Origin of the sequence: Bradyrhizobium sp. 482_C4_N1_8 (assembly GCF_052075965.1) — a bacterium.
GTDB lineage: Bacteria > Pseudomonadota > Alphaproteobacteria > Rhizobiales > Xanthobacteraceae > Bradyrhizobium > Bradyrhizobium barranii.
Window position 1 is genome coordinate 317,821 of record NZ_CP197231.1, and the last position, 12,257, is coordinate 330,077.

Here is a 12,257-nt window from a genome sequence, read left to right on the forward strand (position 1 = left end):
GTGCGTGAGGGTGTGAATGGCTGTTGTTTCGAGGGGGGCTCTGTGTCCCGGACGCGCCACAGCGCCTTGGCGCTGCTGCGCAGAGCCGGGACCCAGGAGGCCACGCGCTCTGCCGTTGGATCGGCCCCCGGCTCTGCAGCGCACCGTTGAAGAAGCGCTGCGCTGACTCCGGGGCACGAGAGCGTGGCTTACGCCGACTTCTTGTTCTGCCGGTTCTTGACGAGATCGTCGACGACGGCCGGATCGGCGAGCGTCGAGGTATCGCCGAGGCTGCCCGGCTCGTCCTCGGCGATCTTGCGCAGGATGCGGCGCATGATCTTGCCGGAGCGGGTCTTGGGCAGGCCGGGCGAGAACTGGATCTGGTCGGGCGCGGCGATCGGGCCGATCTCCTTGCGCACCCAGGTGACGAGCTCCTTGCGCAATTCGTCGGTCGGCTCGACGCCGGCCATCAGGGTGACATAGGCGTAGATGCCCTGGCCCTTGATGTCGTGCGGGTAACCGACCACGGCGGCTTCCGACACCTTCTCATGCGCGACCAGCGCGCTCTCGACTTCCGCGGTGCCCATGCGGTGGCCGGAGACGTTGATGACGTCGTCGACGCGGCCGGTGATCCAGTAATAGCCGTCGGCGTCGCGCCGGCAGCCGTCGCCGGTGAAATACTTGCCCTTGTAGGTCGAGAAATAGGTCTGCTCGAAGCGGGCGTGATCGCCATAGACCGTGCGCATCTGGCCCGGCCATGATCGCGTCAGGCAGAGATTGCCTGATGTCTCGCCGTCCAGCACCTTGCCGTCGGCATCGACGATCTCAGGCACGACGCCGAAGAACGGCTGCGTCGCCGAGCCCGGCTTCAGCTTGGTCGCGCCCGGCAGCGGCGTGATCAAGATGCCGCCGGTCTCGGTCTGCCACCAGGTGTCGACGATCGGGCAGCGGTCGTCGCCGACGACGCGGTGATACCACTCCCAGGCTTCGGGATTGATCGGCTCGCCGACCGAGCCAAGCAGCCGGAGGCTTGCGCGCGACGTCTTCTTCACGGGCTCGTCGCCGCTCTGCATCAGCGCGCGGATCGCGGTCGGTGCGGTGTAGAAGATGTTGACCTTGTGCTTGTCGATCACGTTCCAGAAACGGGAATTGTCCGGATAATTCGGCACGCCTTCGAACATCAGCGTGGTCGCACCGTTCGCCAGCGGCCCATAGAGGATATAGCTGTGTCCGGTGACCCAGCCGACGTCGGCGGTGCACCAGTAGATGTCGCCGTCGTGATAGTCGAAGACGTATTGATGCGTCATCGCGGCGAATACGAGATAGCCGCCCGAGGTGTGCAGCACGCCCTTGGGCTGGCCGGTCGAGCCCGACGTATAGAGGATGAACAGCGGATCCTCGGCGTGCATGTGCTCGGCCCGGCATTCCGTCGTCACCATCTTGGCGGCGTCGTGATACCAGAGATCGCGCGACGGATTCATCTCGACCGTGCCGCCGGTGCGCTTGACAACGACGACCCAGTCGACGCCATCGGCCTTGGCGAGCGCTGCATCGACATTGGCCTTCAGCGGCACCTTCTTGCCGCCGCGCAGACCTTCGTCGGCAGTGATGATCACCTTGGACTGGCAGTCGTTGATGCGCTGGGCGAGGCTGTCGGGCGAGAAGCCCGCGAACACCACGGAGTGGATTGCGCCGATCCGCGCGCAGGCCAGCATCGCGTAGGCCGCTTCGGGAATCATCGGCAGGTAGATGGTGATGCGGTCGCCCTTCTTGACGTTGCGGGTGCGCAGGATGTTGGCCATCCGGCAGACCTCGTCGTGCAGCTCCTTGTAGGTGATGTGCCGGGATTGCGAGGGATCGTCGCCCTCCCAGATGATCGCGGTCTGGTTGGCGCGCTTGTGCAGGTGCCGGTCGATGCAATTATGGGCGACGTTGAGGATGCCGTCCTCGAACCATTTGATCGAGATGTTGCCGGGGGCAAAGGAGACGTTCTCGATCTTCGTCGGCGCGTGCATCCAGTCGATACGCTTGGCCTGCTCGGCCCAGAAGGCGTTCGGGTCCGCGATCGAGCGGGCGTACATGTCCTTGTACCTGGCTTGGTCGATCCAGGCGCGCTTGGCCCATTCCGCGGGGACGTCGTAGGTCTTCTCGGACATGCTTCCCTCCAGATACGGCAAGCCGAGCCCAGGCGACTGGCGAGCCGACGTCATCGTTGAACCGATTATGCGTCCGCCTAACCGGACCCGACAAGGAGCACAAGCTGGACCTTCGGCGAGCGGCCAGCCATGCGGAAGATCAACGCCGCCTGGCGCGACTGTCGCAGATCTGAAACAGGCCGGCGCGGCTTTCCAGGTCTTTACCAAATCGCCGGAAGAGGCCCGTGCAGGGCGCCCATGCGCCGCAGGAGGTATTTAGAAACCGTCTGTCACTGATTCGGGACTCGCAATGCGGTTCGGAACACCCTAAATGGCCAACCCGGGTCCAACGAGACCGTCCAAGAGACCCTTGGAACAAAAATCAGAACAGCGGCATTGACCGATAACAGACAGGGCTAAGGCTTAAGACTATGATGGATCAGCAGAATCTCGGGACGATGCGGCTCGCTTCGGCCGATCCTGCTGCTGTCGCGCTGGCGAAAGCCCTCGGACAATGGCCGAAACCGGCCGGTTCCGCCCGTCTCAGCCCGAAAAAGGTCTTCGACACCGCGCCTGCGACCTCGGTTGAGGCGATCGCCAAGGAGCTGGGCCTGCGGCTCGGCGACCAGAACGAGCTGACCATCCGGCGCATCAAGCGCGGCAAGGGCTATTCCTTCGTCCGTCCCAACGGCGCGCATATCCGCGACGCCCGCACTATCCGCCGGCTGCACGCCATGGCGGTGCCGCCGGCCTATCGCCAGGTGCGCTACTCCGCCGATCCGAGCTCGCATCTCCAGGCGGTGGGACGCGATGCCGCGGGCCGGCTGCAATACCGCTACCACGCCGATTGGGAAAAGGTCCGCGAGCACCGCAAGGCGCACCGGCTGGAAAAGCTTGTTGGCGCGCTGCCAAAGATCCGGCGCAAGGTCTCCGCGTTCCTGTCGGGCGACGAGCCGACGCGTGAATTCGCACTCTCGGCCGTGATTGAGCTGATCGCGCGCACCGCGATCCGTCCCGGCAACGAATCCTATGCCCGCCTCAACGGCACCCGCGGTGCCACCACGATGCTGAAGTCGAACGTTACGCTCGAGGACGACTCCTTCGTGCTGACGTTCAAGGCCAAGGGCGGCAAGGCGGTGCGGAAAGAGTGCGACGCTGCGAAGCTGGTGCGCGCCATCGGCATTCTGAACGGCGTTCCCGGCAAGCGCATGTTCCAGTATCGCGACGCCTACGGCATCGTGCGCGCGGTCAGCACCACGCAGGTGAACGCGTTTCTGCGCGAGATCGCCGGCATCAAGATTTCGCTGAAGGATTTTCGCACGCTGATGGCGTCCGCAGTCGTGGTGGAATCGCTGTCGCGGATCACGCCGGCGACCAGCCAGCGCGGCCGCAAGAAGCAGGTGCTGGACGCGATCCGCGCCGCTGCCGACAAGCTCTCCAACACGCCGGCCATCTGCCGCAAGAGCTACGTCCACGACACCATCGTCACCGCCTTCGAGGACGGCATCCTCGAACGCTTCGCCGCGACCATGAAGGGCCAGCGTTCACAGGCCAGGCGCGAGCAACTTTTGCAGCAGGTGGTGGCGACCGCGGCGGTTTAAGCGGGAGTGCCGTAGGGTGGGCAAAGGCGCGAAGCGCCGTGCCCACCATTCTCACGACATTGTTGATAGGCCGCGTGGGCACGCTTCGCTTTGCCCACCCTACGAGAGCTACATCTTGTCTGAGATACCCTTGTCCGGACCGGGATCGCGGCCCGCGGCTGCGCTCGTGAGCCGGCCCAGATAATGCGCCCATCCTTTCGCGTGCGCGGCGGCCTGTTCCTCGGTCGGGAGCCCGCTATGGGTCATGCGCAGCAGCGTGCCGCCGTCGCGCTCGATCAGGTCGATCTCGATCAGGCTCGAGCCGGGCGGCACTTCCTGACCGCCCTCCCAGCCGAACGTGTAGGCCAGACGATGCACCGGCACGACCTCGCGGAAGGTGCCGCGGCCGACGCCGCCACGCGGGCCGATGCCCTTGAGGAGATAGAGCCCGCCAGGGTGCGGCTCCGTGGTCGCGTCGGAGCCCATCCAGCTCAGGATTTTCTCGGGGTCGGTCAAATAGGCGAAGACGGTGGCGCGGGGGGCTGCGATCTGGGTTTCGCGTCGCACTACGAACGGCTCGGTCATCGGCGATCATCCCTGGGCTGACACTGGCCACATGGCGGCGGTGGAGCGGTGCGTCAAGGATTGCCCGTGACAAAGACGGGCCACCTTCGCCATCATCGGGCCATGCAACTCTCCCGGACCCTCGCCTGGCTCGTCGATGCCGCCTCGGACTGCCCCGGGGCCGACCGTCTGCTCGCGGAACTCGGCGCTCATCTGGTCGCCGACGGTGTGCCGCTTGCGGCAGGCAGCCTGACGTTGGAGGTGCCGCATCCGCTGATCGCGAAGCGGACCTGGCTGTGGCGCGCGGAGAACGGCCGGGTCATCGAGGCGCTCGGCTTCGCACCAAGTGGGCTGGCGCCCGACCCGCCCGATGATGCCGGCCGCCGCTGGCTGCGCGACATCGCGGGCGGCGAGGTGCACGAAGAGGTGGTCGGGCGACAGGATGGGCCGCAGCTCGGCTGGATCGGGCCGCGTCCGTTCACCGCAGACGAGATCGAGCAATTGCGCCAGGCTGCGCGTTTCGCCGCGACGCCGCTTGCCGTACTCGCCGCGCGCGCCACGTTGCGCGCGCCGCTCGATGCCTATCTCGGCAAGCGCAGCGCGGAGCGGGTGCTGGCGGCGCCGCTGCGGCGCGATCTCGGCGAGACCATTCAAGCCGCGCTGCTCTATGCGGATCTGCGCAACTTCACGACCTTGTCGGAAACCACACCGCCGGCCGACGTCATCGCAGCGCTCGACGCCTGGTTCGATCGCATCGCCGGTGCCGTTCATGCCTTCGGCGGCGAGGTGCTGAAATTCATCGGCGACGGCGTGCTCGCAATCTTCCCGGTGGTCGAGGCCTCACCGCGCCGCGCCTGCGACGCCGCCCTGCGTGCCGCAGGCGCAGCCGAAGCCGGCATGGCGTATCTCAACGGGGAGCGCGGCGCTCAAGGACTGCCGCCGCTTGCGTTCGGAGCGGCCCTTCATCTCGGCGAAATACTCTGGGGCAATATCGGCGCCGCCAACAGGCTCGATTTCACGGCGATCGGTCCCGCCGTCAATCTCGCCAGCCGGCTCGAGGGATTGTGCAAGCCCTTGGAACGGACCGTCCTGGTATCGGGGGCGCTTGCCGCGGAGACGGACACGCCTCTCGTCGCGCTCGGATCGCATCCGCTGCGCGGCATCGCTTCGCCATGCGAGGTGTTTACGCTACCGGCGACGCAAGCCCGGATATCGTAGCCCCGACGGAGCGAAGCGCAGTGCGCTCTTGCGCGCCGTGCCCACCATCTCACGGCAAGCTCCGGTTTCGATTGGTGGGCACGCTACGCTTTGCCCACCCTACCGTTGAAGTCGATTACATCCCGCCCATCTTGCAGACGAGCTTCCACTCTTCCGCCGTCACCGGCTGCACCGACAGGCGCGAATATTTCACCAGCGCCATATCAGCGAGCTTCTTGTCCGCCTTGATCGCGGCCATCGTCACCGGCGTCTTCAAGGGCTTGTCGGCTTTGATATCGACGCAAACGAATTTCTCGGTCTTGTCGGTCGGGTCGGGGTAGGCCTCCTTGATGATCTCGGCGATGCCGACGATCTCCTTGCCCTCGTTGGAATGATAGAAGAACGCCTTGTCGCCCTTCTTCATGTTCACGAGGTTTATGCGCGCGGTGTAATTGCGCACGCCGGTCCAGGCCTCGCCCTTGGCGCCTTTCGCCACCTGCTGGTCCCAGGACCATACCGACGGTTCGGATTTCACCAGCCAGTAGTTCATCGCGCGTCCTATCCGTTCGTCATGGCCGGGCTTGTCCCGGCCATCCACGTCTCTGCCACCAATTCAATATCAAGACGTGGATGCCCGCGACAAGCGCGGGCATGACGAGAAAGACGTCATTCCTCTGCCTTGAAGGGGCGCGTCAACAGCCCCGAGATCGCGGCGTCGATCGTGCTCCGGCCGCTCAGGATCGAAGCGACCGCTTCTGATACCGGCATCTCGATGTTGTGCGAAGCTGCGAGTTCGATCAACACAGGTGCGGTGAACTCGCCCTCGGCAAGCTTGCCCGCGGGAGGCTGCTCGCCGCGGCCCAGCGCAAGGCCGTGCGCGAGATTGCGCGATTGCGGGCTCGAGCAGGTCAGGATCAGATCGCCGAGGCCGGACAGGCCCGTGAGCGTCTCGCCGCGCGCGCCGAGGGCACGGCCGAGGCGCGTGAGTTCGGCAAAGCCGCGGGTCGTCAGCGCAGCCTGGGCGGAGGCGCCGAGCTTGCGCCCGACCGCGATGCCAACCGCGATCGCCAACACGTTCTTGGCCGCACCGCCGATCTCGACGCCGCGGACATCTGTCGTGTGATAGGGCCGGAAGGTCGCCGAGCCCAGCGCCTGCACCAGCGCGCTCGCCAGCGCTTCATCCTTCGCCGCCAGCGTCACCGCGGTCGGCAAGCCGCGCGCGACGTCGTCGGCAAAGCTCGGGCCCGACAGGATCGCCGGCGGCGCGTGAGGTGCGGCTTCCGCGATGACGTCGGTCATGAATTTATGGGTGCCGTGCTCGATGCCTTTGGCGCAGGCGACGATCGGCACCGGCTTTGTCAGATGCGAGGCGAGCATGTTGACTGCGCCGCGCAAATGCTGTGCGGGCGTCGCGATCAGCACCATGTCCGCGCGCGCGGCCTCCGCAAGCTCGTGCGTCACGACGATCTCCGGCGCCAGCCGCACGCCGGGCAGCCGCGGATTGTCGCGGGTCGAGGCGATTCGCGCGGCATGTTCGCTGTTGCGCGCCCAGAGCGTCACGTTCCGCCCGGCGCGCGCCGCGACCGTCGCCAGTGCCGTGCCCCATGCGCCCGCACCAATCACCGCGACGGACCGGAACGCCGTCATAGCTAGAATCCCGCCCGCGTGTTGCCGTAACCGGCCGGCGCCGTGGCGTTGGCATCGAGCAGCCAGCGTGCGCGGGGTTGGGCTTCCATCGTGTCGATCATGCCGAGCGCCAGGCGCTCGGCGCCGGCCCAGGCGATCATCGCGCCGTTATCGGTGCAGAGCGCGGGCGGCGGCATGATCAGTTGCGTCCCGGCCTGCCGCGCGACGTCATGCAGGGCGCCGCGGATCGCCTGATTGGCCGCGACGCCGCCGGCGGCGACGAGGGCATGCGGAGCGCCGAACTGCTCGCGGAAAAGCCTCAGGCCGACGCTCAGCCGGTCGGCGGTCGAGTCGAGCACTGCGGCTTGAAAACTCGCGCAGAGATCGCTGATATCCTGCGGCGCGATCTCGGTTAACCGGCTCGCCTCGTTGCGCACCGCCGTCTTCAATCCCGACAGCGAGAAATTGGCATCGGGCCGTCCCTGCATCGGGCGCGGGAAGGCGAAGCGCGTGGTATCGCCGGTTGCCGCCGCGCGTTCGACCTGTGGCCCGCCCGGATAGGGCAGGCCCAGCATCTTCGCGACCTTGTCGAAAGCTTCGCCCATCGCGTCGTCGACGGTGGTGCCGAGCCGTACATATTGGCCGACCCCGGTGACGGCGACGATCTGGGTATGCCCGCCCGAGGCGAGGAACAGGCAGTAGGGAAATTCAATTCCGTCGGTGAGGCGCGGCGTCAGTGCATGCGCCTCGAGGTGGTTGACCGCGACCAGCGGCGTGTCGTGCACCATCGCGATCGCCTTGGCGGTGGTGAGGCCGACGATGACGCCGCCGATCAGCCCCGGCCCCGCCGCGGCGGCGACACCGTTGAGCTGCGCATAGTCGATGCCGGCCTCGTGCATGGCCCGGTCGATGATGCCGTCGAGGACGTCGACATGCGCGCGTGCGGCAATCTCCGGCACCACGCCGCCGAAGCGGGCATGCTCCTCGATCTGGGACCGCACGATGTTGGACAGGATCTTGCCGCTGCCGTCGGGCGCGCGCTCGATCACGGCCGCGGCGGTCTCGTCGCAGGTGGTTTCGATGCCCAGTACCAGCATTGGCGAATTGTTATCCAATTTGCGCCCTTGCGCTCATCCGTAAAGCAGAGTTCTGGTACGTCCGGTAGCATTCCGGGGTCCACTTGCGCAATCGTCACGCGCAGCCGCCTTCGTGAATGCGTCACCGCCACGCGGTTCGGGAACACAAGCGATGTCCATTCTTGTCACACGGCCGCATCCCGACAATGAGGCAACGGCGGAAAATTTGAGGGCGCGGGGTCATGTGGTGCTGCTCGCCCCGATGCTCAAGTTCGAGCCGGTCGCCTTCCATGACGAGAGTGAGGCCGACTACGGCGCCATCATCGTCACGTCGGCCAACGCGATCCGCGCCGTCGCGCCGCAATTGCAGGATCTTGGCTTAAAGAACCTTGGCCTTTTGGAGCTGCCGCTGTTTGCGGTCGGCGAGCACACGGCTGCTGCGGCGCGCGACGCCGGCTTCGCCGAGGTGATCGTCGCCGGCGGCGATGCCGCGGCCTTGCGCGACAAGGTGATGCAGAGCGCGCGCGAGAAGCTGCTGAAGAAGAAAAGCACGCTGCTCTATCTCGCGGGCGCGGATCTGTCGCGCGATCTCGGCGGCGAGCTTGGCGCGGAGGGCTTCAGCGTGGTGACGCAGACCACCTATCGCATGACTCCGGTCAAGATCCTGCCGCGCGATGTCTGCGATGGCTTTGCCGCACATGGGATCGAGGCGGTGCTGCACTACTCCCGCCGCAGCGCGCGGGCCTTCCTGGATGCGGCACGGGACGAAGGCGTCGAAATCTCGGCGCTGGCGATCCCGCAATGCTGCCTGTCCGAGACGGTCGCCAGCGTGCTGCGCGATGCCGGCGCGTCGCAGGTTCTGGGGGCTGCGACGCCGGACGAAAATGCCCTATTTGATACCTTGGAGCGTGCTTTGCGGACCCGTTTGGCGTAAGAGGTCGGGCCGAATCCGACGCGATCGGGTCCGTTCAGGGCATTTGAGTGTGAGGAACCGTCACGATGGCCGACGACAAGCCTGAAGACGCAGGATTGGCTCCCGAGTCAGGCCGTGCCAAGCGCACCCCGCCCACCATCGACCTTGAGGCAACCGAAATCTCGACCCAGCCGCAGCCAACGGCGGCCGCCGAACCGGAGGTTCAGCCAACGCCGGAGCAGGCCACGCCAGAGCAGGCCACGGTCGAAGAGTCCAAATCCGAAGAGGCCAGGCCCGACCCGGAGCCCGCGCATGCGGAGGCCGCGGTTGCTTCCGCTCCCGCGTCGGCGCCGGTTTCGCCCTGGGTCATTGCGCCGTTCTCCGGCGCGGTCGCAGCCGCAATCGTGATTGCCGTCGGCTGGATGCTGGGCTGGCCCGCCGTGGAGGCGCCGCCGGCCGCGCCGCAAGTCACGAGCGCGACGGTCGACGCGCTCAGCGGACGTGTCGCCGCGGTCGAAGCCAAGGCGGGCAAGCCCGCCGCCGATCCGGCCACGGTGGCGCGGATCGATGCACTGGAGAAATCCGCAAATGCCTTGCGCAGTGACATCGCCAATCTGCGCGCACAGTCCGACAAGACCGCCAACGACGCGAAATCGGCACCGCGCGCTGCAGCGCCCGATCTTGCCGCGCTCAGCGACCGCATTGCGCAGCTGGAGCGCGCCAGCAAGACGGAGCGCGCCGAGCTCGCACAGCAGGGCGAGAAGATTGCCGACAACAAGGCGACGAATGACAAGCCCCTGCGCCATGTCGTGGCGGCGGCTCTGCTCGACGTCGCGGTTCGGCATGGCGATCCCTACGAATCGCAATTGGCCACGGCGCGGTCGCTCGCGGCCAAGCCCGATATGCTGAAGCCGCTCGACACCTTTGCGTCGTCAGGCATTCCGACGCCGGTCGCGCTGAGCCGCGAATTGCTCAACATCGTGCCCAAGCTCTCGCCGCCGGCGGAAGCCCCGGCCGCCGGTGCCGGCATCGTCGAGCGCCTCCAGGCGGGGGCCTCGAAACTCGTTCGTATCGAGCGCACCGACGGCGTCGGCAATGATCGCGGCGCCATCGTCGCACGGGTGACGGCGGCGGCGCTTCGCAACGATTTCGCGGAAGCGCGGCGCGAGCTGAAGACGCTGCCCGAGGCCGATCGTGCACCGGCACAGGCCTGGCTCGACAAGGCCGATGCGCGCGACGCCGCGCTCGGCGCCTCCCGCAAATTCGCCGACGATGCCATGGCGGATCTCGCCAAGCCCGATCTGGTCAAGCCTGCTCAGTAAAGGTTCGCGCAATAATCAGCGCGTAATAGGGATCGCCATGCTTCGCATCGTCCTCTTCCTCGTCCTGATCGCGCTGGCGGCGGCCGGCGCGGCCTGGGTTGCCGATCAGCCCGGTGATCTCGTCCTGACCGCGGGCGGTTTCCGCGCGTCAACGACGCTTCCGAGGTTCGTGTTTCTGCTCGGCGTCTTTGCGGCGGCGGTCGTGCTGGTCTGGAGCATCGTGACGATGATCTGGCGCGCGCCGGGACGCCTGCGCCGCCGCCGTCACGAGAAACGCCATGCGCGCGGCCGCCATGCCATCACCCACGGCCTGCTCGCGATCGGTCATGGCGATACCGCCCTCGCCCGCCGCCACGCCGATACCGCGCGGCGGCTGGCCGCGAACGATCCGCTCGCACTGCTGCTGCACGCGCAGTCGGCCCAGCTCGAAGGCAATCGCGACGAGGCCCAGCGCGTCTTCCGCGTCATGGCTGAGCGCGAGGATACCCGGCTGCTCGGCCTGCGCGGCCTGTTCATCGAGGCGCAGCGTGCCGACGATGCGGTCGGCGCCGTGATGATCGCGGAGGAGGCGATCAAGCTGTCGCCGTCCTCGACCTGGGCCTCGCACGCGGTGCTCGGCTTCCGCTGCGCGCGCGGCGATTGGAGCGGCGCACTCGCGATCCTCGATTCGAATCTGTCCGCGGGCCTGATCGACAAGGCGGCCTATCGTCGCCAGCGCGGCGTGCTGCTCACGGCCCGCGCGCTGGAATTGGAAACCATGGACCGCGACGTGGCGCGCGAGAGCGTGATGGAGGCCATCAAGCTCGCGCCGACGCTGGTGCCGGCCGCGGTACTTGCGGCGAAGTTCGAGAGCGAAGCGCATCAGGTGCGCCGCTCCATGAAGCTGGTCGAGGCCGCGTGGCTCGCCAATCCGCATCCGGATCTCGCTGACGCCTACGCGCATGTGAAGCTCGGCGATTCTGCGCGGCAGCGCTTGCAGCGGGTCGAGACGCTGGCGGCCAAGACGCCCGCCGACAAGGCGGGCCATGTCGAGGGCCAGCTCGCGATCGCGCGCGCCGCGATCGACGCCTCCGAGTTCGCGCGTGCGCGCGCGGTGCTGGCACCCTACGTCAATGATCCGACCCAGCGCGTCGCGCTGCTGATGGCCGAGCTCGAGCGCACCGAGCACGGCGACGGCGGCCGTGCCCGCGCCTGGACCTTGCGCGCGGTGCGCGCCCGTCACGATCCGGCCTGGACCGCGGACGGCTATGTCAGCGACCGCTGGCGTCCGGTCTCGCCGGTCACCGGCCGTCTCGATGCCTTCCAGTGGCAAACGCCGGTCGCGAGCCTGCCCTCCGACAAGGGCGCCACCATCGAATCCTCGGCCTTCGAGGAAGCCATGCTGGCCGCCCCGCCGCCGAAGCGGGTGACGGCAGCCCCGAGCGAAGCCCCGGTGGAACCGCCCGCGGCTGCACCGGATCCGGTCCCCGCCGCACAGGACAATTCGCCCCCTGAGGCCAAGGAAACGACCGGGGAGGCCGCCAAAGAAGAGCCTGCGGTCACGCCGGCTGCCGAGCCGGTCAATCCCGCCCCTGAGGCGGCCGAATCATCGCCGGAGGCGGCAACGCCGGTGTTCCGGACCCGCGCCGACCTCGGCAAGCCTGCGCCGGCCCCGATCCAGGCCGTCATCCCGATAGTCCGCGCCCCCGATGATCCCGGGATTGATGACGAGGGTCCGAGCGATGAATTTGCGGAACAAATCGGCACGCCCAGAACCCATGCAAAGGCCCAGGCCGGCGGCTGGCGCGGATTCTGGTCCCGCTGGGGCGCGTGAGGCACATTTCGAAGCCCGCTCCACCTTGCCAATTCGGGCCATGCCCGATATC

General features: G+C 67.2%; 10 protein-coding genes. 5 read left to right on the forward strand and 5 right to left on the reverse strand.

Translation table 11 applies throughout. From position 1 onward, the window contains the following. Window positions 1-188 precede the first annotated feature (188 nt). Entirely contained in the window at window positions 189-2,135 is a 1,947-nt protein-coding gene (gene acs, locus AB7Z56_RS01470) for an acetate--CoA ligase (RefSeq protein ID WP_441256141.1), read from the reverse strand. A gap of 410 nt (window positions 2,136-2,545) precedes the next feature. Here acs and AB7Z56_RS01475 point away from each other — a divergent pair, with 410 nt between their 5' ends. Next, window positions 2,546-3,715, forward strand: a complete 1,170-nt coding sequence (locus AB7Z56_RS01475) for a DNA topoisomerase IB (RefSeq protein ID WP_063980320.1) — start codon at window positions 2,546-2,548, stop codon at window positions 3,713-3,715. A 108-nt stretch (window positions 3,716-3,823) separates the two neighbouring features. Here the strand turns inward: AB7Z56_RS01475 and AB7Z56_RS01480 are convergent, their stop codons facing one another. Next, the gene (locus tag AB7Z56_RS01480) at window positions 3,824-4,279 is read right to left on the reverse strand and encodes an SRPBCC family protein (RefSeq protein WP_063980321.1); all 456 of its coding nucleotides are present in this window, start codon (window positions 4,277-4,279) and stop codon (window positions 3,824-3,826) included. A gap of 102 nt (window positions 4,280-4,381) precedes the next feature. Here AB7Z56_RS01480 and AB7Z56_RS01485 point away from each other — a divergent pair, with 102 nt between their 5' ends. Further along, window positions 4,382-5,476 carry an adenylate/guanylate cyclase domain-containing protein gene (locus tag AB7Z56_RS01485; protein WP_283018948.1) on the forward strand — a complete coding sequence of 365 codons (1,095 nt, stop codon included), beginning with the start codon at window positions 4,382-4,384 and terminating at the stop codon, window positions 5,474-5,476. A gap of 115 nt (window positions 5,477-5,591) precedes the next feature. Here the strand turns inward: AB7Z56_RS01485 and AB7Z56_RS01490 are convergent, their stop codons facing one another. The 3 genes from AB7Z56_RS01490 to tsaD all read right to left on the reverse strand — a co-directional run bounded on the left by AB7Z56_RS01490 (window position 5,592) and on the right by tsaD (window position 8,178). Further along, window positions 5,592-6,005, reverse strand: coding sequence for an EVE domain-containing protein (locus AB7Z56_RS01490; protein WP_063985980.1), 414 nt, complete (start codon window positions 6,003-6,005; stop codon window positions 5,592-5,594). A gap of 116 nt (window positions 6,006-6,121) precedes the next feature. Further along, entirely contained in the window at window positions 6,122-7,102 is a 981-nt protein-coding gene (locus AB7Z56_RS01495) for an NAD(P)H-dependent glycerol-3-phosphate dehydrogenase (protein WP_063980323.1), read from the reverse strand. Between the two features lie 2 nt (window positions 7,103-7,104). Continuing rightward, window positions 7,105-8,178, reverse strand: coding sequence for a tRNA (adenosine(37)-N6)-threonylcarbamoyltransferase complex transferase subunit TsaD (gene tsaD, locus AB7Z56_RS01500; protein WP_063980324.1), 1,074 nt, complete (start codon window positions 8,176-8,178; stop codon window positions 7,105-7,107). A gap of 151 nt (window positions 8,179-8,329) precedes the next feature. On the opposite strand from tsaD, the gene AB7Z56_RS01505 reads away from it, so the two are divergent. The 3 genes from AB7Z56_RS01505 to AB7Z56_RS01515 all read left to right on the forward strand — a co-directional run bounded on the left by AB7Z56_RS01505 (window position 8,330) and on the right by AB7Z56_RS01515 (window position 12,205). Next, complete coding sequence (locus AB7Z56_RS01505; protein WP_063980325.1) at window positions 8,330-9,091, forward strand: uroporphyrinogen-III synthase; 762 nt, start codon at window positions 8,330-8,332, stop codon at window positions 9,089-9,091. Window positions 9,092-9,156: 65 nt separating this feature from the next. Then, window positions 9,157-10,392 carry a hypothetical protein gene (locus AB7Z56_RS01510; RefSeq protein WP_354124615.1) on the forward strand — a complete coding sequence of 412 codons (1,236 nt, stop codon included), beginning with the start codon at window positions 9,157-9,159 and terminating at the stop codon, window positions 10,390-10,392. Window positions 10,393-10,429: 37 nt separating this feature from the next. Next, a complete protein-coding gene (locus AB7Z56_RS01515; RefSeq protein ID WP_063980327.1) occupies window positions 10,430-12,205 on the forward strand; it encodes a heme biosynthesis HemY N-terminal domain-containing protein in 1,776 nt (591 codons plus the stop codon). Window positions 12,206-12,257: the final 52 nt, after the last annotated feature.

Coding starts and splice junctions, on each gene's coding strand:
- acs (WP_441256141.1), bottom strand. CDS start 2,135: ATGTCCGAGAAGACCTACGACGTCCCCGCGGAATGGGCCAAGCGCGCC.
- AB7Z56_RS01475 (WP_063980320.1), top strand. CDS start 2,546: ATGATGGATCAGCAGAATCTCGGGACGATGCGGCTCGCTTCGGCCGAT.
- AB7Z56_RS01480 (WP_063980321.1), bottom strand. CDS start 4,279: ATGACCGAGCCGTTCGTAGTGCGACGCGAAACCCAGATCGCAGCCCCC.
- AB7Z56_RS01485 (WP_283018948.1), top strand. CDS start 4,382: ATGCAACTCTCCCGGACCCTCGCCTGGCTCGTCGATGCCGCCTCGGAC.
- AB7Z56_RS01490 (WP_063985980.1), bottom strand. CDS start 6,005: ATGAACTACTGGCTGGTGAAATCCGAACCGTCGGTATGGTCCTGGGAC.
- AB7Z56_RS01495 (WP_063980323.1), bottom strand. CDS start 7,102: ATGACGGCGTTCCGGTCCGTCGCGGTGATTGGTGCGGGCGCATGGGGC.
- tsaD (WP_063980324.1), bottom strand. CDS start 8,178: ATGCTGGTACTGGGCATCGAAACCACCTGCGACGAGACCGCCGCGGCC.
- AB7Z56_RS01505 (WP_063980325.1), top strand. CDS start 8,330: ATGTCCATTCTTGTCACACGGCCGCATCCCGACAATGAGGCAACGGCG.
- AB7Z56_RS01510 (WP_354124615.1), top strand. CDS start 9,157: ATGGCCGACGACAAGCCTGAAGACGCAGGATTGGCTCCCGAGTCAGGC.
- AB7Z56_RS01515 (WP_063980327.1), top strand. CDS start 10,430: ATGCTTCGCATCGTCCTCTTCCTCGTCCTGATCGCGCTGGCGGCGGCC.